The organism is Bacillus sp. MHSD_36 (genome assembly GCF_030757775.1).
Lineage (GTDB): Bacteria > Bacillota > Bacilli > Bacillales > Bacillaceae_G > Bacillus_A.
On sequence record NZ_JAVBIS010000001.1, the window covers coordinates 1,344,644 to 1,368,687 of the forward strand.

Annotated in this window: 24 protein-coding genes and 1 pseudogene; 6 read left to right on the forward strand and 19 right to left on the reverse strand. The window is 33.8% G+C overall.

All coding sequences use genetic code 11. The features are described from left to right. Positions 1 to 173: 173 nt before the first annotated feature. Positions 174 to 431 carry a hypothetical protein gene (locus Q9B79_RS07075; protein WP_001145040.1) on the reverse strand — a complete coding sequence of 86 codons (258 nt, stop codon included), beginning with the start codon at positions 429 to 431 and terminating at the stop codon, positions 174 to 176. A gap of 316 nt (positions 432 to 747) precedes the next feature. Between Q9B79_RS07075 and Q9B79_RS07080 the strand changes: the two genes are divergently transcribed. Then, entirely contained in the window at positions 748 to 1,803 is a 1,056-nt protein-coding gene (locus Q9B79_RS07080; RefSeq protein WP_306183167.1) for an enoyl-CoA hydratase/isomerase family protein, read from the forward strand. Positions 1,804 to 1,994: 191 nt separating this feature from the next. Then, complete coding sequence (locus Q9B79_RS07085) at positions 1,995 to 2,627, forward strand: LysE family translocator (protein ID WP_306183168.1); 633 nt, start codon at positions 1,995 to 1,997, stop codon at positions 2,625 to 2,627. A gap of 70 nt (positions 2,628 to 2,697) precedes the next feature. On the opposite strand, the gene Q9B79_RS07090 is transcribed toward Q9B79_RS07085, so the two are convergent. The 7 genes from Q9B79_RS07090 to Q9B79_RS07120 form a co-directional block, all read right to left on the reverse strand. Beyond that, on the reverse strand, positions 2,698 to 4,158 hold the full coding sequence (locus Q9B79_RS07090) for a CoA-acylating methylmalonate-semialdehyde dehydrogenase (RefSeq protein ID WP_306183169.1): 1,461 nt from the start codon (positions 4,156 to 4,158) through the stop codon (positions 2,698 to 2,700). A 36-nt stretch (positions 4,159 to 4,194) separates the two neighbouring features. After that, positions 4,195 to 5,085 (reverse strand): NAD(P)-dependent oxidoreductase, encoded by an 891-nt coding sequence (locus tag Q9B79_RS07095; RefSeq protein ID WP_306183170.1) that lies wholly within the window; start codon positions 5,083 to 5,085, stop codon positions 4,195 to 4,197. Positions 5,086 to 5,101: 16 nt separating this feature from the next. Further along, the gene (locus Q9B79_RS07100) at positions 5,102 to 6,811 is read right to left on the reverse strand and encodes an acyl-CoA dehydrogenase family protein (RefSeq protein ID WP_306183171.1); all 1,710 of its coding nucleotides are present in this window, start codon (positions 6,809 to 6,811) and stop codon (positions 5,102 to 5,104) included. A 306-nt stretch (positions 6,812 to 7,117) separates the two neighbouring features. Beyond that, on the reverse strand, positions 7,118 to 8,026 hold the full coding sequence (gene prpB / locus Q9B79_RS07105; RefSeq protein WP_306183172.1) for a methylisocitrate lyase: 909 nt from the start codon (positions 8,024 to 8,026) through the stop codon (positions 7,118 to 7,120). Positions 8,027 to 8,044: 18 nt separating this feature from the next. Further along, positions 8,045 to 9,481, reverse strand: coding sequence for a 2-methylcitrate dehydratase (prpD, locus tag Q9B79_RS07110; RefSeq protein WP_000598132.1), 1,437 nt, complete (start codon positions 9,479 to 9,481; stop codon positions 8,045 to 8,047). A gap of 98 nt (positions 9,482 to 9,579) precedes the next feature. Then, a complete protein-coding gene (gene mmgD / locus Q9B79_RS07115; RefSeq protein ID WP_306183173.1) occupies positions 9,580 to 10,701 on the reverse strand; it encodes a citrate synthase in 1,122 nt (373 codons plus the stop codon). Between the two features lie 651 nt (positions 10,702 to 11,352). Further along, positions 11,353 to 12,498 (reverse strand): MFS transporter, encoded by a 1,146-nt coding sequence (locus Q9B79_RS07120; protein WP_306183174.1) that lies wholly within the window; start codon positions 12,496 to 12,498, stop codon positions 11,353 to 11,355. 237 nt (positions 12,499 to 12,735) lie between these two features. Between Q9B79_RS07120 and Q9B79_RS07125 the strand changes: the two genes are divergently transcribed. Continuing rightward, complete coding sequence (locus Q9B79_RS07125) at positions 12,736 to 13,017, forward strand: hypothetical protein (protein ID WP_306183175.1); 282 nt, start codon at positions 12,736 to 12,738, stop codon at positions 13,015 to 13,017. A 71-nt stretch (positions 13,018 to 13,088) separates the two neighbouring features. Here the strand turns inward: Q9B79_RS07125 and Q9B79_RS07130 are convergent, their stop codons facing one another. Beyond that, entirely contained in the window at positions 13,089 to 15,599 is a 2,511-nt protein-coding gene (locus tag Q9B79_RS07130) for a PBP1A family penicillin-binding protein (RefSeq protein ID WP_306183176.1), read from the reverse strand. A 469-nt stretch (positions 15,600 to 16,068) separates the two neighbouring features. On the opposite strand from Q9B79_RS07130, the gene Q9B79_RS07135 reads away from it, so the two are divergent. Continuing rightward, entirely contained in the window at positions 16,069 to 16,275 is a 207-nt protein-coding gene (locus Q9B79_RS07135) for a KTSC domain-containing protein (RefSeq protein ID WP_306183177.1), read from the forward strand. 63 nt (positions 16,276 to 16,338) lie between these two features. Here Q9B79_RS07135 and Q9B79_RS07140 read toward each other — a convergent pair whose 3' ends face one another. The 5 genes from Q9B79_RS07140 to Q9B79_RS07160 form a co-directional block, all read right to left on the reverse strand. After that, a complete protein-coding gene (locus Q9B79_RS07140) occupies positions 16,339 to 16,551 on the reverse strand; it encodes a YqaE/Pmp3 family membrane protein (RefSeq protein ID WP_306183178.1) in 213 nt (70 codons plus the stop codon). A 201-nt stretch (positions 16,552 to 16,752) separates the two neighbouring features. Then, positions 16,753 to 17,403 (reverse strand): DUF6944 family repetitive protein, encoded by a 651-nt coding sequence (locus tag Q9B79_RS07145; RefSeq protein WP_306183179.1) that lies wholly within the window; start codon positions 17,401 to 17,403, stop codon positions 16,753 to 16,755. A gap of 187 nt (positions 17,404 to 17,590) precedes the next feature. Continuing rightward, positions 17,591 to 18,298 carry an SDR family oxidoreductase gene (locus tag Q9B79_RS07150; RefSeq protein ID WP_306183180.1) on the reverse strand — a complete coding sequence of 236 codons (708 nt, stop codon included), beginning with the start codon at positions 18,296 to 18,298 and terminating at the stop codon, positions 17,591 to 17,593. Between the two features lie 132 nt (positions 18,299 to 18,430). Further along, a complete protein-coding gene (locus Q9B79_RS07155; RefSeq protein ID WP_306183181.1) occupies positions 18,431 to 18,631 on the reverse strand; it encodes a hypothetical protein in 201 nt (66 codons plus the stop codon). 41 nt (positions 18,632 to 18,672) lie between these two features. Then, entirely contained in the window at positions 18,673 to 19,008 is a 336-nt protein-coding gene (locus Q9B79_RS07160; protein ID WP_306183182.1) for a hypothetical protein, read from the reverse strand. Positions 19,009 to 19,217: 209 nt separating this feature from the next. Here Q9B79_RS07160 and gerPF point away from each other — a divergent pair, with 209 nt between their 5' ends. After that, on the forward strand, positions 19,218 to 19,433 hold the full coding sequence (gene gerPF / locus Q9B79_RS07165) for a spore germination protein GerPF (protein ID WP_001141565.1): 216 nt from the start codon (positions 19,218 to 19,220) through the stop codon (positions 19,431 to 19,433). Positions 19,434 to 19,647: 214 nt separating this feature from the next. Here the strand turns inward: gerPF and Q9B79_RS07170 are convergent, their stop codons facing one another. The 4 genes and pseudogenes from Q9B79_RS07170 to Q9B79_RS07185 form a co-directional block, all read right to left on the reverse strand. Next, positions 19,648 to 19,983, reverse strand: a complete 336-nt coding sequence (locus Q9B79_RS07170; RefSeq protein ID WP_098670614.1) for a YolD-like family protein — start codon at positions 19,981 to 19,983, stop codon at positions 19,648 to 19,650. A gap of 515 nt (positions 19,984 to 20,498) precedes the next feature. Further along, on the reverse strand, positions 20,499 to 20,720 hold the full coding sequence (locus tag Q9B79_RS07175; protein WP_306183183.1) for a hypothetical protein: 222 nt from the start codon (positions 20,718 to 20,720) through the stop codon (positions 20,499 to 20,501). Positions 20,721 to 21,215: 495 nt separating this feature from the next. Further along, positions 21,216 to 22,067 (reverse strand): peptidylprolyl isomerase PrsA, encoded by an 852-nt coding sequence (locus Q9B79_RS07180; protein ID WP_306183184.1) that lies wholly within the window; start codon positions 22,065 to 22,067, stop codon positions 21,216 to 21,218. An 82-nt stretch (positions 22,068 to 22,149) separates the two neighbouring features. Beyond that, positions 22,150 to 22,293 (reverse strand): annotated as a pseudogene (locus Q9B79_RS07185) (N-acetylmuramoyl-L-alanine amidase); the annotation flags it as partial. Between the two features lie 282 nt (positions 22,294 to 22,575). Here Q9B79_RS07185 and Q9B79_RS07190 point away from each other — a divergent pair. After that, positions 22,576 to 22,770 carry a hypothetical protein gene (locus tag Q9B79_RS07190; protein WP_306183185.1) on the forward strand — a complete coding sequence of 65 codons (195 nt, stop codon included), beginning with the start codon at positions 22,576 to 22,578 and terminating at the stop codon, positions 22,768 to 22,770. A gap of 821 nt (positions 22,771 to 23,591) precedes the next feature. On the opposite strand, the gene Q9B79_RS07195 is transcribed toward Q9B79_RS07190, so the two are convergent. Further along, a complete protein-coding gene (locus Q9B79_RS07195; RefSeq protein ID WP_098670606.1) occupies positions 23,592 to 23,843 on the reverse strand; it encodes a DUF3947 family protein in 252 nt (83 codons plus the stop codon). Positions 23,844 to 24,044 lie beyond the last annotated feature (201 nt).

Genomic DNA, 24,044 nt, shown 5'->3' on the forward strand with positions numbered 1-24,044 from the left:
ACCCCTTTTTCTAATCTCTACATTATTAATAGTATATTGGCTATGCCAGATTGACAAGTAAATACACCGTAAAGTACATACTTTTCTATCGCTATATGTTTTCTATTTTTACATATATTACGGTATGTGAAATTTTATCATTTCCCAAAATAAAGATGTCTCATGTGACATCTTTATTTTTGTATAAAGTCTTTCATTACATAATATAAAACTGTAATGAAAACAATCGCTACAAAAAATGAAAATACTGCGACTATGTACCCATCTTTATTTAATAGAATACAAAAAGAAATAGATATGATAAAAATCGGAAATACAAGTCGTACTTTATCCTTCACTTCCTCTGTCGTATCTGTATGATGAAAATACTGAGTTATTCCTATCATTAAAGAAGACAAAATTATCACCGACAATAGTAAAGGTACTGGCATTCCGATTTCTCCTTTCTCTATTTCTAATGAAAAGCAACTTTTCTTTCATTATAATTACTTCAAATACTCTTTTTAAAGTAATTACGTACAATTTACACATATATAATAGCGTGTTTATCATGATAAATTCAAATAATTACAATTACAGTAATGTTGTAATATTCATTTTCAACCTCCAAAATCCTGCAAATATAACTCGTCAAAATATGCATTGTCGAAATTAACATGTACCGCCAACTTTAGACAAAATTTATAAAGGACATTTCAGTACATATAAAGAATTAAGAATAAGAAGATATGTAAGGGAGGATGAATTATGACTGAACACGTTTTATTTTCTGTTAGCGAAAACGGCGTTGCATCAATTACTTTAAACCGCCCAAAAGCACTTAATTCTTTATCTTATGACATGTTGCAACCAATTGGGCAAAAACTGAAAGAATGGGAACATGATGAGCGAATTGCGCTTATTGTATTAAAGGGAGCTGGCACAAAAGGTTTTTGTGCAGGCGGCGACATTAAAACCCTTTATGAAGCACGTTCAAATGAAGCTGCATTACAGCATGCGGAACGTTTCTTTGAAGAAGAGTATGAAATTGATACATATATTTATCAATATAAAAAACCGATCATCGCTTGTTTAGATGGAATTGTAATGGGTGGTGGTGTCGGTCTGACAAATGGTGCGAAATATCGAATTGTAACGGAGCGTACGAAATGGGCAATGCCAGAAATGAACATCGGATTCTTCCCAGACGTCGGTGCTGCTTATTTCTTAAATAAAGCTCCAGGGTTCGCTGGCCGATATGTTGCTTTAACAGCATCTATTTTAAAAGCTTCTGACGTATTATTTATAAACGCTGCTGATTACTTTATGACATCTGATTCATTACCAAATTTCCTTACTGAACTTGAAAGTGTAAATTGGCATAAAGAAGATGATGTACATACTAATTTAAAAGAAGTTATTCGTACATTTGCAACTGCTCCAAAATTAGAAAGCGAGCTTGCTCCTTCATTAGAAGAAATTAATTCCCATTTTGCATTCGATACAATTGAAGAAATTATCCATTCATTAGAAAAAGATCAAAGTTCCTTTGCTTTAAAAACGAAAGAAACGTTATTATCAAAATCGCCTGTTTCATTAAAAGTAACATTAAAGCAGTTTATTGATGGACAAGATAAATCCGTTGAAGAATGTTTCGCTACCGACCTTGTACTTGCTAAAAACTTCATGAGACATACAGATTTCTTCGAAGGAGTCCGCTCTGTTGTCGTTGATAAAGATCAAAACCCGAATTATAAATATAAGCAATTAAGTGATGTTTCAGAAGAGGATGTAAATCGATTTTTTAACCTACTTAACGCATAAGTGGTGGGTTACCCCTCACCAATCACCAGCTCATTCAGGATAGACCTGAGGCTATATAGCAGTGTAACTACACGCCTATATAGCCTTTTTCCTATTTAATAAATTTTAATAAAATTTAATTTTATTAAATCGAATTATGTGCTACACTATTTTTAATCAAATATTCTAAAAATAAAAAAGGAGGAGCGACTATGATTGAAAATTATTTTCTTTTCATCATTATGTCTATTTGTCTTATTATTTTACCCGGTCCTGATACTGCAATGGCTACAAAAAATACATTAGTTGCCGGTAAAGTGGGCGGAGTAAAAACAGTGTTTGGTACATGTGTTGCACTATTAATTCATACTTTAGCGGCAGTTATCGGACTTTCTGCACTTATTGTAAAGTCAGCTCTTTTATTTTCTATTTTCAAGTACGTTGGAGCTCTATATTTAATTTATATTGGTATTAAAGCCCTTTTAGCAGTAAGAAATAAAGAAGGCGTTGATACGAACGATATATCTTTGAATAATGAAGACGAACAAACTTCTTGTTTTCGTCAAGGGTTTCTTACGAATTTATTAAACCCTAAAGTTGCAGTCTTCTTTTTAACGTTTTTACCGCAGTTTTTAAATCCAAATCATAATACGTTTATCCAACTTCTCGTAATGGGCCTTACTTACCTCGTTTTAACAGTCATTTGGTTCGCTTTTTATATATTTTTAATTGATAAAATTAGTACTTTTATGAAAAAACCGAAGACGCAACGTTATATTCAAGGATTAACGGGACTCGTCTTAATTGGTTTTGGTATTAAACTTGCTTTTGAAAAAAGTAATTAACAAGATGAAAACCACCACTATTAATAGTGGTGGTTTTCATCTAATAACTCATTTGGCTGTTTATTTTATATTAAAACCAGCGCTCAGTTACAACTTTTTTACGTGTATAGAATTGAACGCCATCTGTACCATTTGTACCTAAATCACCAAAGAATGAAGCTTTATTTCCTGCAAATGCGAAGAATGCCATTGGTGCTGGAACGTTTACGTTTACACCGATCATACCAGCATCGATATTATCACGGAACGTTTGTGCATGTTTACCGTTTGACGTATAAATTACCGCACCATTTGCAAATTTAGATTGATTTGTTAATTTAATACCTTCTTCTAAATCTTTAACTCGTACAATACTTAATACTGGAGCAAAAATCTCATCTTGCCAAATTTTCATTTCTTGATTTACACCGTCAAAGATTGTCGCACCTACAAAGTAACCTTCTCCAACTTCTTCCTTAATTTTACGGCCATCTACTAATAAAGTAGCTCCATCTGCTACACCGCTATTAATATAGCCTAATACGCGTTCTTTATGAGATTCACGAATTAATGGTCCAACATAATTTTCTTCGTGGAAACCGTCTCCTACTTTTAACTTCTTCGTCTCTGCTACTAATACGTCGATGAATTCATCAGCAATTTCATCTACTACTGCTACTACTGAACAAGCCATGCAGCGCTCTCCACTACTTGCAAATGCAGAGCCGATTACACCTTGTACTGTTTTCTCAAGATTGCAATCTGGCATTACAATCGCATGGTTTTTCGCACCAGCTAACGCTTGTACACGTTTCCCGTGTTTCGTACCTGTTTCATAAACGTAACGAGCTACCGGCTCAGATCCAACGAACGAAACAGCTTGAATATCTTTATTTTCTAAAATGCTATTTACAACATCTTTTCCGCCTTGTACTAAATTTAATACTCCTTTTGGAAAACCAGCTTCATAGAATAACTCTACAAGTCGTTCTGCTAAAAGTGGCGTTCTTTCAGATGTTTTTAATACGAATGTATTACCGCAAGCAATTGCAAGTGGGAACATCCATAATGGAATCATCATTGGGAAGTTAAATGGCGTGATACCAGCAACAACTCCAATTGGATAGCGCCAAATCGATCCATCAATGCCGCTAGCAATATTCGGTAGAGCTTGTCCCATCATTAAATTTGGCGTAGATGTTGCAAGTTCTACTGCTTCAATACCACGTTGTACTTCTCCAGTTGCATCCGTTAATGTTTTACCATTTTCAAGCGTAATGATTTTTGCAAGCTCTTCTTTGTTTTCTTGTAAAAGCTGTAAATATTTATACAATTGTCTTGAACGATTCGGAACTGGTACTTTAGACCATGTTTCGTATGCTGCTTTTGCAGCTTCAACAGCTTTTTCAACATCTTCTTTCGGAGATAGCGGAACGTAAGCAATAATTTTTCCAGTCGCTGGATTTGGAACTGCTTCTATTTCTGTACCAGTAGATTCTACCCACTCACCATTAATATGATTTTTTACTCGTTTAATTTCAGTTGTAATCATTATATTCTCTCCTTTTTTATGATGTTTATAAGTCTATTATTTTTGATTAGAAATTAGTTGCTCACTAACTTTCTTATATAAAGCAGCCATATCGTTTTCACCATACCCTGCTTCACTTGCTTCTTCATATACGTTTAATAGCATTTCGCTTACTGGTAAGTGAAGTTCGCTTTCTTTCGCTAAATCTACTGCAAACCCCAAGTCTTTCTTTAATAAATTCACAGTAAAGCCTGGCTCATAGTTTTCTGATGCAATAAAACTTTTATAATTGCGCTCATAAATTCTACTTTGACCGTAACTTACATTTAAAATATCAAACATTTTATCTAAATCCATATTGTTCTTTTTCGCTAACGTTAAAGCTTCACTCACACCAGCTGTATAAAAACCAATTAATAGGTTATTAATTAATTTAACTGTTGTACCACTATCAATTTGCTCACTAACATGAAAAATGTTCGCACCTAGTACAGCCATAATAGATTCCGTTTTCTCATATACCTCTTTTGATCCACCAACCATAAACGTTAATGTACGGTTTTCAGCTCCAATTACCCCACCACTAACAGGTGCTGCTAAAAAGTCTACTTTCTTTTCCTTTGCAGCTTCCTCTAACTGTTTGTTTAATTGTGGAGATACAGTACTTGTATCAATTAATACTACATTCGAGTGACTATTTTCAAATAATCCTTCTTCCCCAAAATATACCGCCTCAACAGCGCGAGGTGAAGGTAAACTTGTAAAAATCACATCACATGTTTCTGCTAGTTTTGAAATTGGTAAGCCGATAATTCCACCTTCTTTTTCAAAAGAAGCTTCAGCATCTTTATTTAAATCCACACCATATACTGTGTAACTTGATTTAACTAAATTTTTAGACATCGGAAGACCCATGTTACCTAAACCGATAAAACCAATCTTTTTCATATCGCTTTCCTCCTATTTACACAATATACTTTCCGCGATTTATAATAGCTTTCGCAATTTCTCTCTTTTTTGTAAATACGTTCGTGTATAAAGGTACTAATAATTGACGAATTTCAGTTAAAATCACGTGTCTCTCTTGTTCTTCTGTAACAGCCGCTGAAAGGATAGAAATTGCTGCTTCTTCTACTTTGCGATAGCCTTCTTCACAAATAACGTCAGTTATCATTTGTTTCGTACGCTCTTTCTCTTCACCATTTTTACTAATTGCTTTACTCGTACGTAAAAATGCTGATTCCATGACGTACACGTCCGTTAACATATTTGATAATACACGTGAGTATTCTTGCTCTTGATCAATTTTTAACCCTGGAGTTTTAGAGAGCGTTTTCAAAGATTGTTTCAACAATTTTTTCGCTAATAAAATGTAACGATGGTTTCTTTCGACATTTTCTACATCAATCTCTACTTTAGTATCTTCAATTTGTTCCACTTGCTTCATTAACATTTTAGCAACTGTTAATCTATTAATTTCGTTCGTTCCTTCAAAAATACGACTAATTCTAGCATCACGATATAATCGTTCTACCTCGTACTCTTGCATATAACCGTAACCACCATGAATTTGTACAGCTTCATCTACGATATGACCAAGTGTTTCAGAAGCATTTACTTTATTAAGTGCACATTCAATTGCAAATTGAGACATTTTCTTCATAAGATCTTCATCACTCTCATGAATTGCTTCATCAATTACACCTGCAGTACGATAGGCTGCACTTTCTGCTCCATATGTAGCAATGATCATATTTGCAATTTTCTCTTGAATTATCGTAAAGTCTACTAATTCCGTTTGGAACTGTTTTCTCTCTTTTCCATATTGAACCGACAAACCAATTGCTTGTTTTGCTGTTCCAATATTTCCAAAAGCAAGCTTTAATCTAGCGAAGTTAAGAATATTAAGAGCTACGTGGTGCCCTTTCCCAACTTCCCCTAAAACATTTTCAGCAGGGATAACAACATCTTCTAAAATAAGGGTAGCCGTTGAAGAACCTTTAATCCCCATTTTCTTTTCTTCTAGACCAATAGATACACCTTCACATGTTCTTTCGACAATAAACGCTGTCATTCCTTTATTTGTTTTCGCAAAAACAACGTATACATCTGCCATATGAGCATTTGTAATCCATTGCTTCTCACCATTTAGCTTCCAAACAGTACCATCTTCATTTAATACTGCACTCGTTTTTGCACTTAAAGCATCAGAACCGGCATTTGGCTCAGTTAAAGCATAAGCCCCAATCCATTCTCCAGACGCAATTTTTGGCAAATATTTTTCTTTTTGTTCTTTCGTTCCGTAATATATGTAAGGCAATGTACCTACACCTGCGTGTATATTAAATGAAACGCTAAATGCACCAGCGTATCCCATTTTTTCTGCTACAAGCCCTGAAACTGCCTTCCCTAACTCAAATCCGCCATACTCTTCTGGGACTTCTATACTTAATAATCCAAGTTCTCCAGCTTTCTCAAATAGTTGACGAGATACTTTATAGTTATGTTGTTCAATATTCTCCATTTGTGGAACAATTTCTTGTTTAACGAATTGTTCTGTCGTTTTTGCGATTAAATCTTCATCTCCTGAAAAGTCTTCTGGCGTAAAGAAATTATGATTCACATCTTTATCAAGTGAAAAAAATTCATCCCACGGTAACTTCGTTTTCTCCATCTGAATCCCCCTATCATTTCGGCCTTATTTGCTACTGCTTATGCACGTCTACGATGAGTGGAATATCTTGTTTTTGAAAACAGAAGGCGATGAATTTTCACATCAAGCAGTTTATTTTGCCAAAGATGTACTCTCATCGCCTTAGTTGTTTTATCTCGCTTTAATGGGCAGTAAGACCCCCGCCTTAAAATTCAGCAAAAGCAAAGAAGTTAGGCGGGGGATCAACTGTCCATAAAAGTCCGATTGGTTCAACTAATAATCAGTGGGGGATGAAGAAAACCCTCACTGATTAAAGTTTCACTTTATCTATTGATCCTCTGATAATACTGTCTTTGCAATTCCAGTATCTAATTCTTCAAAATCATGGTATGAGATTGTTTCATATAACTCACTTCTCGTTTGCATATTTGAAAGTGCATCTTTTTGAGAACCTGTTTCTTTAATTAAAGTAAACACATTCTCATACGCTTTCGCTGCAACACGAAGTGAAGTTACAGGATAAATAACCATTTGGAAGCCCATATTCGCAAATTCCTCTGCACTATAATACGGCGTTTTCCCGAACTCAGTCATATTCGCAAGTAAAGGTGCATTTACTTTACTATTAAATAAACGGAACTCCTCTTCTGATTGAAGCGCTTCGGGGAATATTGCATCTGCACCTGCTTTTACATAAGCGTTCGCTCTTTCGATCGCTTCATCTAGGCCTTCTACACCGCGAGCATCTGTGCGTGCCACAATATATAAGCTTGGTGCAACTTCTTTAATCGCTTTAATCTTTTGAACTAATTCTTCTGTCGTAACGAGTTTTTTACCATTTAAATGTCCACATTTCTTTGGTAATTGTTGATCTTCAATTTGAACAGCCGCAACTTTCGCTTCTAGCATTTCTACCGCTGTTCTCGCTACGTTTAGGACACCGCCAAATCCTGTATCAATATCAACAAGAACTGGTAAGTCTGTAGCTCTTACTAGATCTCTTGCTCTCTCTGCTACTTCAGTAGAAGTCACGATTCCTAAATCAGGTAGCCCTTTACTTGCAGTATAAGCAGCTCCTGATAAATAAAGAGCTGAAAAACCTGTATTTCTCGCAACTAAAGCTGCCATTGCGTCATGAGCACCTGGAATTTGTAAAATTTCATTTGCTTCTACTAAAGCTCGGAAGCGATTCGCAAGCTCCTCTTGTGTTGACTGTTTATTCACAACCCAAGCCATTCTAAATTCCCCCTATTATTAAATTAAGAATAGATCTACAAATTCATTTACATTCATATTTTCTAGTTTTTCTTCATTTAAACAAGCTTCATGAATTTGCTCTTGTTGCTTACTAGAATAATGACCTGCCATATTTGCAGTGAATTTTTGAACAACTTTTGGAATTGCTTCGTCTCTACGGAAACGGTGACCAAGTGGATATTCACATTCCACGTTTTCTGTTACAGTGCCATCTTTAAAATGAACTTGAACAGCGTTGGCGATTGAGCGCTTGTTCGGGTCAAGATAATCTAAACTGTACTGTTTATTTTCAACAACAACCATCTTATTACGTAATTCATCTACACGTGGATCATTTGCTACTGCATCCTCATAATCGTCCGCAACGATATCGCCTTTTAATAAACCAATTGCCGTAATGTATTGTAAGCAATGATCACGATCAGCTGGGTTATTTAATGGACCTTCTTTATCAATAATACGAATTGCTGATTCATGCGTTGTAATTGTAATACGGTCAATTTCATCTAATCTTTCTTTAATTTCTGGATGCAATTTCACAGCACATTCTGCAGCTGTTTGTGCGTGGAATTCTGCTGGATATGAAACTTTAAATAATACATTTTCCATTACATAAGACTCTAGTGGTCTAGCTAATTTTAATTCTTGTTTATTGAATAATACATCTTGGAATCCCCAACCTGGTGCAGATAAAGCTGTTGGATAACCCATTTCACCTTTTAGAGCAGTCATCGCAAGATGAACACCGCGGCTTGTTGCATCACCTGCTGCCCATGATTTACGTGATCCTGTATTTGGAGCATGACGATATGTACGAAGACTAGAATTATCAATCCACGCATGTGATAACGCATTAAAGATTTCTTCACGTGTTCCGCCAAGCATTTTAGCAACTACAGCAGTTGTTGCCACTTTTACGTATAATACGTGGTCAAGACCGACGCGGTTTAAGCTGTTTTCTAAAGCAAGTACACCTTGAATTTCATGTGCTTTAATCATCATTTCTAATACTTCACGTACTTTTAACGGTTCTTTTCCTTCTGAAATACGAACACGGCTAATATAATCTGCCACAGCTAAAATTCCGCCTAGGTTATCAGATGGATGTCCCCACTCTGCTGCAAGCCAAGTATCGTTATAGTCTAACCAACGGATCATACAGCCGATATTAAATGCACCTTTCACTGGATCAAGTACATATGACGTACCTGGTACACGTGTACCATTTGGCACGATTGTTCCTGGTACAACTGGTCCTAGTAATTTCGTACACTCTGGATATTGCAATGCTAAAATTCCGCATCCAAGTGTATCAAGTAATACGTAACGAGCAGTACTGAATGCTTCTGCACTTGTTACCTCTTTATTTAATACATAATCCGTAATCTCTTCTAATAATGCATCTTTTTGTTTAATTTCATTTGTTTTAATCATGCTATCCTTCCCTTTCTGTCGAAAATTCGTTATTATTAATGATGGGTGTCTGTCAAACACCCATCTGGCGGGCGGCGCTAACAACTCCCCAGTTGTTCTTATTTACTAAGTACATGTCGCTCGCCAATATAATTTACACGTGGACGGAACAATCGATTGTTCATATGTTGTTCAATTACGTGCGCACATAGTCCCACTGTTCTAGAGCTAAAGAAGATTGGTGTATAAAGTTGAATTGGGATACCGAGCATCCAATATACTGGAGCAGCGTAATAATCAAGGTTCGGATAAATTCCTTTTTCCTTCTCCATAATTTTTTCTCCAGCTTCACACATTTCATATAGTGTATAATCACCTTTTACATCACATAACTGCTTTAAAGCTTCCTTCATCATGAGTGCTCTTGGATCCATCTTCTTCATATATACACGATGTCCAAAGCCCATAATCTTCTCTTTGTTGTATAGTTTCTTCTGTAACAACTCTTCGAACTTCTCAACATTACCAGCTTCTAAAAGCATGTACATAACTGCTTCGTTCGCACCGCCATGTAAGCTACCTTTTAAAGATGCAACCGCACCTGTTAAAGCACCATATAAATCGGATTGCGTAGAGGCAATAACGCGCGCTGTAAATGTAGAGTTTGGCATTTCATGTTCACTATATAAAACAAGGGAACGATCAAAGATCTTTTCCTCAAGTTCAGTTGGCTTTTTACCTGTTAACATATAGAAGAAATTTGCGCTATATGATAATTCTTGAAGAGGTTGAATTGGCTCTTCATTATTTAAAATGTGATAGCTATTCGCTACAATGTTAGGTACTTTACTCAATAATTTGTACCCGCGGCTTTTATTTACTTCTAGTGAGCGGTTTTCAATATCATTATCGTAACCAGCTAATGCGGATACACCTGTACGCAATCCATCCATAGGATGCGTTTCTTTCGGTAATGCCTTCAGCACGTTGAATACACCTTCTGGTACTGCATATTCTTCTTTTAATTTCTTTTCAAGTGTTGCTTTTTCATCCTCATTCGGTAGATGTTCTTCTAATAAAAGGTGCACAATGTCTAAATACTCTTTTGTTTTTGAGAGTTCGATTAAATCATACCCTTGAATTACAATTTCACCTTTCACTGTGTCAAGAAACGAGATTTTCGTCTCCGCTGCCACTATACCATCTAATCCCGGGGAAAATTTTTCTTTAGCTTTCATCATTATTTCCTCCAATCCTAATAGATCTTCGTGCACATAACTGTAAGCCTTTACAATACTGTGAAACTACATTTCTATTTCAATGTATCAGAGTTTTTAGAAGATTTCAATTTATTTTATAATGATAAGTTTCCTATACTTTTACCGATGTAACAATACAATTTTCCGAAAATAATTTTCATATTTTATAAGGAAAGGACAGACTTCTTTGCGTGTTTTATTAAAACAAAATATAAGAATGAGCGAGAAAATCCCGTAGAATATATCATTCACCCAATTTTTTTAAGAAAATAAAAAAAACGAGTTGTATACATATACAACTCGTTTCTACATGAAATTTATTTCACTATCCCATCAATATAATTCTTATATAAAACTTATTTACTTTTAAAAAAGTTATTATTTTACATGATTAAATTAAATTTCTTCCGTATCCTCATGGTAACATTCAACTAAATGATAGTTTTCAAAGTAACAAAGATTATCAAGGTGCATAAAAAATAGAGCGTCTTCTTTCTCAACTGACACGATTTTCCTATCTAATTTCTTAGAAACTATCCCTCAAGAATAGTCAGACTGAATTGAACTATTATCATGTTAAACCATTGTAAATCGTTATGTTCAATTGAAATCCCCCCTCTTTGTTATTCCCGTTTACGCAAATTCTTTTTTACCAAATCGCTGTTTTACAAAAATGACAAAAATAATGAAAGCAATTACCCCTGAAATTGCACTACCTGCAAATAAAATACGGTAACCAAACATTTGCGAAACAACTCCAAGTAAAATCGCACCAAGTCCAATCCCTAAATCAAATGCGGTAAAGAATGAAGCGTTAGCGACTCCTCTTTTACTCGGATGAACAATTGTAATCATCGCTGCTTGCAATGCCGGCTGTGCCGAACCGAATCCAACACCGTATAATGCAGCGGCGATAACTACCCCCATTAAACTATGTGAAATCGTTAATACAACTATTGCTATAATAGTAATGCATAGTGCCGGGATTATGATAAATACTTCCCCATACTTATCTAATAGTTTTCCTGAAACTGGTCTGATAATTGTTAAAGAAACTGCATATACAAGAAAGAATGTCCCAGAATTCACATCAATTGACGATGCAAATAGCGGTAAAAATGTCGTAATCCCTCCATATGCAAATGATAAAAAGAAAACAACAATCGTAATGGACAGAACGGACTTTTCAAACAACTGCATTTTCCCTTTTTCTTTTTGTGGTGTGAATGGTATTTTCGTGATGAACGATAATAACACTGCCACAAAGGATAAAAAGGTTGCTAACAAAAATAGGCCGTGAAATGAATAATGTTGTACAACCGATAATCCAATCATCGGGCCGATTGCCATTGCAATTGTCATAGCCATCCCGTACCATCCCATACCTTCACCACGGCGTGAATCTGGAATAATATCAGTTATCGCTGTTCCAACAGCTGTTGTAGAAACAGCCCATGTTACACCGTGAATCACACGTAAAGTAGCTAGAAGGACAATAGTCGACGCTAAATTATAAGAATACATCGTTAACCCAAAAAAGATGAGTCCGAAAATAATAAAAGTTTTTCTACCATATTGATCTAACATTCCTCCAATAATTGGTCGTATTACAACTGCTGCAATTGTAAACATCCCCATCATAAGTCCAACTTGTGATTCATCACCACCAATCTCTTTAATAAAGAGAGGGAGCGTTGGAACAAGTAAATAAAATCCTGTAAATAAAAATAACATTGCGAAAGTCATTTGAATAAATGATTTCGTCCATAATCGTTCCATTAAAATTCCTCCATAAACACGTATATTCTTGCAATTAACACCTCCATTTTACATTTTCTTAGTTCCTTTTCCCTCCGTAAATAGACGTATCTTTTTATAATAAATGGTCCACCATCAATTTAAATTAGTCTTACAACTTTATATGTATACATTAGCCTAAAGTCCCATCTATATGTACCTTTATACGCGTGAAAAGAATATACTACTTTATTATCACAACTTAGGAGTGATTATGTTATGTGGATCTCTTCAAGAGTAACAGCCGTCGTTCCTTCGACTCCTGGGATACACGTTCCAGCCATTCATACAGCTAGTTCTGATGTAGGAATTGAACTTCCTGCAACTTGGCAACAATATCAAATTCCAGGTCAAGTTACTCCCTCATTTTGGCATCATGGCACACATCCAAGTAGTACTATCTTTCAAAGCCATAGTTATCCTCCACTGCCTCAGGCTCAAGTTTTTTATCATTTTCCTTCTATTTATTTCCAAAATTTCTATGGTACTTTTAACATTTAAACGAAAAAAGCACCTAAGAATGTAATGTATACAAATCTTAAGTGCTTTTTAATATGTTTTATAAAATTTTCTTATTGCCCATTATTAGCAGGGGCCTCTCCTGCATTACCGCCAGTCTCTGGTTGTGTGGTCGCTGGAGGTGTTGTATTTCCTTGGCCTCCTCCATTATTTGCTGGAGGTGTCGTATTTCCTTGGCCTCCTCCATTATTTGCTGGAGGTGTCGTATTTCCTTGACCTCCTCCGTTATTTGCTGGAGGTGTCGTATTTCCTTGACCTCCTCCGTTATTTGCTGGAGGTGTCGTATTTCCTTGACCTCCTCCGTTATTTGCTGGAGGTGTCGTTCCTTGACCATTTCCATTATTTTGTTCATTTTGTTTCTTTTCTTCTTCTTGTTTCTTTTGATCTTCTAGTTTCTTTTGATCTTCTTGCTTCTTCAGTTCCTCTTGTTTCTTTTGTTCTTCTTGTTTTTTCAGTTCTTCCTGTTTCTTTAATTCTTCTTGCTTTTTCTCTTCTTCAGTTTTTTGCTGCTGATCTTGTTTTGGTTGTTCTGTCGTGTCCGGTACGCTCGTATTTGGAGAAGAATCACGTTTTTCACCTTTTATACGTAACTCACTGCCTTCTTGAATTACACTACTAGGCATTTTAAATCGTGATTTATCCGTAGCCATTTCACTCATCATTTCTTTAAAGATCAGTTGTGCAATTTTCGTATTTTTACTACTAATATACTCGTCTTTACCATCTTTCATATATCCAGTCCATACTGCCATCGTATATTGCGGCGTATAACCTGCAAACCAACTATCACGAGTTGCACTTTCCGGAATATTAAATTTCGCTAATTGTTTTGAATCATAGTTTGTTGTACCTGTTTTTCCAGCTACATCTAAAGAACTTATATTTGCCGCTGTACCAGTGCCTGATGTTACTACTGAGCGAAGCATATCAGTAATCATATATGCTGTAGAGTCAGCTATAACTTGTTTTGGTTTTTGCTCAAAACTTTGTGATTTTCCGTCTGGATAAACTACTTTCTTAACAAAATGCGGTTTTGCATACTTTCCACCATTTCCAAATGTCGCATAAGCACCCGCTATTTCAGTTGGTGATACTTCGTTTGTACCAATAGCTGTAGATTCTGCCGGCGCTTTATTAAATGTAATACCTAATTTCTCAGAGAATTCCTTTGATTTATTAAGTCCTACTTCTTTTGCAGTTTTAACTGCTGGAACGTTACGTGACATTTTTAACGCTTCACGCATAGTAATTGGACCTAAATGACTTCTGTCAGCATTTCGAAGTTCTTGTCCAGTTGAATATTTAAATGGAGAATCATCAATTTGATGATACGTAGCCCATTTTAAGTATTCAATTGCAGGACCGTAATCAAAGATTGGCTTCATAGTTGAACCAGCTGCACGATCTAATTCAATTGCCATATTATGCCCTTTAAATACTGCTTTATTTTCACCGCGTCCACTACCTATAGCACGAACCTCACCTGTTTTCGTATCCATAAATGTGAAAGCACCTTGGAATTTATCATTTGGATAATTAATGATATTTGTATTTAAAATGTTATCAGCTAATTTCTGTGCATCTTGATCCAAAGTTGTATAAATTTCTAAACCATCCGATCCAATATTAGCATCAGGCAATTCTTTTTCTACTTCTTTCACAACTGCATCCATAAATGCAGGGTATGGCATCGCTTGTAGCTCAGCTGCCCTCTTAATATTTTTATCCACGGGTACTTTCGATGCTTCTTCCATTTCTTCTTTTGTAATATAACCATGTCGATTCATTAATTTTAGTACAACATTTCTTCTTTCTGTTGCCCTTTGAACATTTTCTGGTTTCGATGGATCATAGTTATTTGGTGCTTTCGGTAACCCTGCAAGCATCGCAACTTCTGGTAATGTTAACTCTTTTAATTCTTTACCATAGTAATTTTGTGCTGCTGTTGCGATTCCATATGAACGATTTCCTAAATTAATTTTATTTAAATACATTTCTAAGATTTCATGTTTTGAATATTGTTGTTCTAGCTTATACGCTAAATATATTTCTTGAACTTTACGTTTTGATGTTTTTTCCATCGATAAGAAGTAGTTTTTAATAACCTGTTGTGTTATTGTACTTCCACCCTGTGAACCGTAATCTCCTTTAAGACTCACCAAAACAGCACGGGCAGTACCTTTGAAGTCTACTCCACTATGCTCATAAAAACGTGCATCTTCTGTTGCTAAAAATGCATTTTCTACTAATTTAGGAATTTGATCATACGTAACATTCGTCCGCTTTTCTTTCCCGTATTCATATACCAAATCGCCATTTTTATCATAAATTTTTGAGGATAACGGATTAACAAGTTTTGCTTTCTCAAGTTTTGGTGCATCCTTAATCATTACGAAGAAGGTAGCAACCCCCGCCACTAAACCAACAATACCAAGTAATAAACAAGTAATTAAAAACTTACGAAAGAACGATGTTTTCCCTTTTGGTTTTTGTGTTTTAGAAGCTGGCTGTTTTTTCTTTTTAACTTGTCGTCGCTCCTCTCGAGAACGATAATTTTCTGACATGTTACTTTCTCCTGCCTTTCAATTCTCCCGTTGATTTACTTAAAAATATTGAGGTCACTTTCTAAAATGAATTTAATTAAGAAAGTATATTGACCTGGAGCATTCAATATTTTCCTAATTCACAGATTATAAATTTTAGAATACTTCTTATACAAAGTATTTTCACTTCTATTTTTTCTAATAATGCTGCCCCTTTAAGCATAGAATGTAAAAAGTGAATTTTTAATACCTCGTATAAATAATATACCTTTTTTTCAAATGGTCAATATTTTCTTATTTATAAATCAAAGGTGAAATAAAAATAGCACAACGATATGTACTTCGTGTGAACTTCCTTATAATTACGTATAACGAACATTTAATATATTGCATATAAGTATAATACCTCTTTAATTATAAGGATTTCAACATCCCAATCCCAACATCTACAAGAAATTATAAAAAATGAAAAGCAAGGAGTTGCGTAATAATGGAGCTATCTCCCGTGATTTCAAAAAATATAGTTGCTGTTGGCTATAATCCACTTTCTATGATTTTACGTATTCAATTAAAAAATGGAATGTATGATTTCTTTAACGTGCCTGAAAACATTTACACCGGTTTATTAAACGCACACTCTAAAACGAATTATCACAATACTTATATTAAAAATTCTTTCCGCTATACTAAAATTTAAACTTAAACAAAATGAAAAAAGAAAGGAGGTAGTCCCCCTTTCTTTTTTCATTTCACGACCCAGCTATCTTCTATTTCTCTTATTTATGTCATCATATGCTTGAATTTGTTTTTTTAATCGCCGATCTGCTTTTTTATCGTGTACAACTAAAATCGCATGTATAACTCCTGGAACCCAAAATATTAATGTTAATATGAAATTAATTATTGCTTGAAATGGTTTTCCACAAAATAATACGGCTACAGGTGGAAGCAGAATTGCCAACAAATACATCATCGTTTGAAAACTCCTTGCTTTGTATTTTTTTATCTCTCTTCTCTTCGTACACTAATAGAACAAATTATTTTAATTTACTACTAATATCTTTTCTACTGCTATATATTCCATTCTAATGCAAAAAAACCTACCACTTCAACTTTTCTACTTATGTAAAATTGAAATTTTACATATCTCCTTTACATGAACAATTTTATATTATTATTTTTCTAACCTTTCTTCTTTCCCTATTATAGTTAATCCAATCGCAGAAATAGCAGTTCCTATCGCTTGTATCCAAACACCAATGAGTTCTATTATTCTCTCATTTTTCTTATCAACCGTACTGTCTTCCTTTACTATTTCGCTCTTTAATACATTGATAATACCTTGATACGCTTGGAGTCCAGCTCCTAAACTTTGCAGAGAATTACCTAATATTATAATTCTCTGGATTGCTTTCATCTCAAGTAAAGCTGCTTCCACTCCTAAAGAAGCTCCAATCGATTGTAAACTGTTCCCAACAATTATAAGATAATCATTCTCTTTCGATTGTACATTTATATTGAAATATGTTCCTATTACATTTGATATATTCCCTAATGCTAATAAATCAATGCCGATTTTATCAAGCATTTCACTTTTGTTCTTCCAACACATATTTTGAATTTCTCTTTCTCCTTCATCTTCGTTTTCATTACTTGCTATTATTTGCAATATATACCCGAGGGCTTGTAATGAGCTTCCTACAATTACAATCTTTGATTCAACTTTCTCTTCTCCGATAAATCCTCTTGTCGTCCCAATAGCCGCTGTAAGATTTCCTCCTACTTGAAACCATGCTCCTGTCACTTTTAAACCACTTGGATTCATTCTTATCACCTATTCAGAAATTTTCTGATGCTTTCGAAATACAGAAATGGTATCCTTTAACTCATATTTATTTTCTATATGTAATTTTGTGCATTCAATAATGTGTTAATCATACAAAAAAAGCACCTTAATGGTACTTTTTTAGACAAAGTGTGTATCACGAAAAATATGACGATTCAATATATATTTACGTACATTCAGGGCATGTCAATGAAGATCCATTTTTATCTATTGTTATATTTAATATATATTGAATCGCATGATGTGACCACATTTCAGGTGTGGGTGACTCGTTTACATACTGCGGTGCACACGAATACAGCATCGGGGTGCTAATACTTCCACCCGGATCTAAAGCAACAACAGCCATACCATAGGGCAATTCCAGTGCCAAAGATTTCGTAATGCCTTCAATCGCAAACTTTGAGGCACAATACGGTGCAAGCTCTGCCTCTCCCTCTCTCCCCCAACTAGAACTCATATTAATAATCATTCCTTCTTTCCTAGCTACCATTGCTGGGACAAATGCCCTTATTACATTTACTACACCGTTTACATTTATATTCATTACATTTTCGAATTCTTGAGCAGTTACTTTCCATAGTGGCGCATTTTTATTAACAATCGATGCATTATTTATTAACAAATCAGGCGCTCTATTTCTATGAAGTATATAATTTGCCCAACCACTTACTTGCTGAGAATCTGAAACATCAATTATTTGAAAATCATGTGTATTACCGTAATATTTTTTTAATTCTTCAATTTTATCTTTTGAACGTCCACAGCCATATATATTCCATCCCAATTCATGAAATCGATCAACCATTGCACGACCTAACCCTTGCGTCACCCCTGTAATAATTACACTTTTCCCAAAGTTTCTTTGTTTCAAGGCTCTCTCCTCCTTTACAACATTTTATTATCTTCTTTTACATTCAGCCATTTACTAAAGTATCAACTCCTTACATACTTTAGTAGGAGTTTTTATATAAAGAAAAAGAGTAACACTTGCAGTTACCCTTGTTTATATATCAAAAAAATCATTATTTATTTCGTTATTACTTTTAAATTTCAGCTTCTCTTTCCCGCACTTCCCACACCGATACACATAAACTACACCTAGCTTACCCCTTTTAAAATCTTCATTATCCTGTATCTTAATAAAACTATACTTATGTTTACAGTGAGATTCATCTAAAAAATTTTCAACCCATTTTTTCAACATAGAACTGTTCACCTCTATGAAAGAATCTTCATTTAGTCTGATTACATAATTTCACATAAATTCTCAATCTCATGTTGCAACTTTTTAAATTGCTCAAAATGCATAGTGATAGAGTGACTGTTACCATAATCAACACTATGCTTTACAAATAAAACACCAGTGTCATGAAAAATTGCTTCCAGTTCTTTTCTGATGGATACTTTCGTTATATGTGCTGTTTTAATAGCCGATAAAATTGCAATTTCATTAAATTTTAATTTTATTTCATTTGGACAAAATGCTTCTTCGACCAATATAACTTCATTGCTATAAATAAGTGCAACAAGATTACTTGATTTTGCATCTGTTAAATCTAATTTTTTTATAACATTATTCATTACATTTTGCCTCCTTTGTTTTCGTATATATTAATTATACAATCGCTATTTTTAATTACTCATCCTTACATTAATTTTAACATACTTTTATTATGGGATTAAGCTACACTTCAAATGATTTACTATTCCACAATTTTTGTTACATGAACCATTTAGACTATAGTATCATATAGTAGTGTTAACAAATGATTGTAAAGCGGGTGAAAACCATGCCCTCAGTTGTAGGGAATTTAGTTGTACAAAATAGTAACGGTTCATTTAACTTAGGTGATTTCTACAACGTTTCTCCGAAAGAAAATACGAAGGCTTATAATGGATCTGGTGCTTCAAACGTTGGTTTTGTTGTTAACACTTTTAATGGCGTGAGCGCGACTAATACGTTTGATTCTGACCTTGCAGATCAAAATCAAGTGGGTACAGCCTAATCCTATTTTCCATCGTTTTGTTTAGACATTTTAAACTTGTCTATACTATAATCAGGCTGTTACACAGCTATTGTTGATTTTTGGAGTACCCTATCTTTTTCTCCCTTTCCCTGGGGCTTAGCAGCTAGTATGAAGCTAGCTGCTTTTTCGTTTTATTATTTCTATCTCTCATCTAACAAAAATAAAAAAGCTAAAACTTAAATTTCAGCTTCCTTTACGTTATTTCAATAATATCCGAAGTATTTAATACATAAGTTCTATAAAAAGCGTCAGTACATATTACTATGCGCTTTAGCGGGTTTATATGCACAACTGTCATATAACTTGTAAGGATATATCCATCTTCAAAATATGTCACCAATATTTCTTTTTCAGACAAAAAGGATGTTAATAATGTATCAGAAATTCTTTCTTTAGCTTCGTTTGTTACGAGCGGTTTTTGTACTTTAAATTTTTCTCCAACAACCTCTCGCATACTTAACAACTGTTCAGACATTACTGTAAACGGAACCCATTCTCTTTCTACTTTCTGCACCTTTGCATCATTCATTTCTTTATCTCCTTGATCATTTATCCATTTTATTTCATACATATTGTTCTTCGACTATTCTTTCATAATTGCTTGGTCCATATTTACCCCGTATTAATAGACAGGTAAGTTCCTACCTTAATATTCGCTACAGGCGAGGAAAGTAAGTTGAAAATCAACTGCCCGTAAATAAAGTTTCACTTTATTTCTAAATCGTATACTATTTACACCACAAGAACATTCGTTCTAATTATACACGAACTTACGTTCTTTTGAGAAGAGATATAATTATATTTTTAATAAAATATAATTTAAATTACTTATTTTTTCTTCTTCAAATGAGCTTTTCACTTCTTAATTTAATAGGACGTTCACAAATCAACAAAAAGTTTTAATTTTCAATTTTATTAACCATCTATAAATGACAACATATATTATAAAGAACGAACTCACAAAATTTCTATGAAAAGAGAGCAATTTAAACACTCTCTTTTCTTACATACGGTATAAGACTATCTATAAATAATCCCCCCTAATTATTTCATATATTTTGGTTGTACTATTATATGTAACTCCCTCTCTGTTACTGCTTTTTTTGGGTTACGAAAATACTCTAATTCGTATTTTAATACTTCATACTCAATCATCCCGATCTTAATTCCTTTCGTTTCTTTTAAAATAGCTAATAAGTTACTTATATCTTCATCGTTCGATTCAAAAACTTTCCCTGCATCTTCTCTTTGAAAAATTACTTTCACATGTTCTCCTCCTACGTAATATATTTATCTATTCAATAATCCATTTAAAAATGTTCATTCTTCCTCTGAAAATTCCATACTAAGAAGAATATCCATTTTAATGGAATGCTCTGCTTTTTACTTCATGTAACATCAATATTAATGTATGTTTCATTCTGCAAACTATGTTTATCCACTTCAAAAAAGTAAAACTTAAATCAACTCAAGTTTTGTTCATTCCCGACTAATAATTGGCCTAAACCAATCGTACTACCCTGCAAATAGTGAGTAAAAAATAAGAAATTCACTTTATATTTAATGAAATTAAATAAATAAAACATTATAATATCAACATTTTTGGAAGTAATAATTATTCTACTTTAAAATAATTACATAAATTCCCATTGTAATTCTTAATATTTATATGTAATATTGTATTGTCTTACTATCTATTTATAACTCACACACTAATTAGAAAAGGGAACCTATATAGGTTCCCTTTTCTAATTACAGTCATTATTTTTTTTCTAGAAATTCAAATGTATTTTTAAATTCTTTGCCGTTCACCTTAATATCAGCATCTTTCAATAAATCATTGACTACTTGTTGTTTCCATTTCCCTGTCGTATCTTGTAGTCTTTGCTGTTCTAAATCTTTACGAATGCTATCTTTCACTTCATTAAATGGCTTCAATTCTTTTTTATCTGTCACTTTAATAATATGGTAACCGTGAGTTGTTTTTACCGGATCACTTACTTGTCCTGCATCTAATTTATATGCGGCTTCCTCAAATTCTTTCACTGTTTGCCCTGGAGCGAAACCAGTTATTTCTCCGCCTTGTTCTTTTGAACCAGTATCCTCTGAGTATTGCTTCGCTAAGGCCGCAAAATCTTCACCATTATTTACTTTCTCTTTCACTTCTTTAGCGGTTTTTTCATCTTTCACTAAAATGTGACTTACCTTTATCTCTGGTTTATAGTTATCTTTTACATCTTTTTCTGTAACAGTCGCTTTAATCGCTTTCTCAAATGCAATCTCTGGCTTCATTTTTTCTTTTAATTCATCTTCATTTTTCAAGCCAACTTGCTCTAAAGTCGATTTGAAGTTATCACCCATTTTATCTTTTGCTTCTTTAACTTGTTTGTTCGCTTCCTCATCTGAAACTTTATATTTATCTAGTAATGCCTTACTTAACACCATTTGGTATAAAGTACTTTCTCCATATTTTTGTCTTAATTCTTTACTTAAGTCTTTCTCTGTAACTTTTCCTACTTTTGATGTTACTATGTTGTCTGAGGAACCACATGCAGATAATGCCAATACTACACATGAAATAATTGTTCCTAAAAATAGCTTGTTCTTTTTCAATTCAAAATACCTCACTTTTATTATGATACAGGAACAACTATACAATGTTGATGTGTAAACAATGTGTTTTCTACATGTAATTCATTTCATTCACATAATTATGATATATAAAATCTACCGTATTCGATCCATCTTGAACTCTAGCAATAACTAAATCTAGCTGAGATGCTACAACATTCCAATTTATAGTTCCATTCCATTTTGAAATATCGATAATATAACCCAATACAATTCCTCCCCTTTTTATTATCATATTCAAAGCTTGTTTTATTGAAAGCCACCTATACTTAATACTAGCTACCTATAATATAAATAAAGGGAATCTATATTGTTTTTCAAAACATACAATCTTTTAATTAAGTTTCTACTAATTTTTCATAATCTGATTACACCATAAAACTTCATATCATTATCAACTCAACTAAAAATTTCATATTATATATTAATACGCTATTACAAACTAAACAAAAAACGCAGTATACTATACTGCGTCTTAGGAGCTGATTTCATGGAAAAAAAACCTCTCGTTTTCAAAGTTCCACCAAACTCAAAACTAAAAATTACATTTTTCGGTCCTTGTAACGAGGTCATTACAAATGTTTCTATAATTAATCAACTTTCCACACCTAGGTGTCAAACTATTACCCAATATCCCGACTATAAGAAATATGAAACTGAAGTGCAATCATTATCCAATTGTTAATCCATTCTCCCACAATTTGATTAGCTAAACAACTTTGGTAAAAGACTAAAGTTACTCATTTCATGATATTTCATTGATATTCTATTGATTTTTCACACGTTTTTATTAACAGAACATATATTATCGTATGGAGATTATCCACTCATAAAACCTATCTTTCTTTAGAGCGTACTGTTTATGTATGCTCTTTTTTATTTATCCCTCATCCTATGCATATAAAGTGAAACTTTAATCAGCCCTCATCAATCGGGCATTAACGGGCAGCCCGACCCCCACCTAACTTCTTTGCTTCCGCTGAATTTTGAGGTGGGGGTCTTACTGCCCGTTAATGCGGGATAAACCTGTTTATTTTTATATTTCATGGGCTATCTCCTCCTGCTTACTTATAAACAATTTAATCAATGTGAATTCAATATTACTCCATTATTTATTATACTTTTACCCCTCTTTTACATTAGTGTATTCATTCAAACTTTATATTCATCTAATATATTTCCTTTCTAAATTGACCATAGTTATATTAAAATCTTTATATACTCAAGGAGGTCAAACATGTTCAAGTTGCATCCAATACTACTCACCTTAGGATTTATTTTATTTTTATATAGTGTAATCGCCTTAATGTTATTCCTTTCTATTCAATAGCAATACCTTCACAAACTTTTGATAAATATGTAATTTCCATTTACGGGTAATAAGACTCCAAAAAAATTCGACACATGCGAGAAAGCTAGATAGGAGACAGGTTGCCCGTTGATATCCGATTGGTGAAGGCTAATTATTATTTTTGGATACCTGCCCCTACTGATTGAACTTTCAATTTATAGATTAAATACAGTTCCATATGGGATAGTAAGAAAAGAACTTCCATACGGTGTGATTTGATGCACTGGGTAAAAATACTCCACGGATGAATAATACGGCTGGATACCTTGTTGCTGCATTTGCATTTGTTGTTGCATTTGTAACGCTTGTTGAACAGCTTGAACTGTACTTTGTGCTCCGCTAAACGTGATTGATGTACCATACGCTGGTCGCATACCAGCTTGATTAGCAAAATACGAATAAAACATTATTTTCAACTCACTTCCATATAAGCTATTACAAACCATAGTATGATTCTTTTTTTAGGAAGTGCTGAAAACTAGTACATTAGCTTTTAGTAGGTTTCTCATTTCATTATTTCTTTTAATAGCTTCAATTTCATATTTTACTTACTCGTTTCAATTATTAAACGTGATTGAATTTTTAAAGCAGAATAAAAAAATAAAATT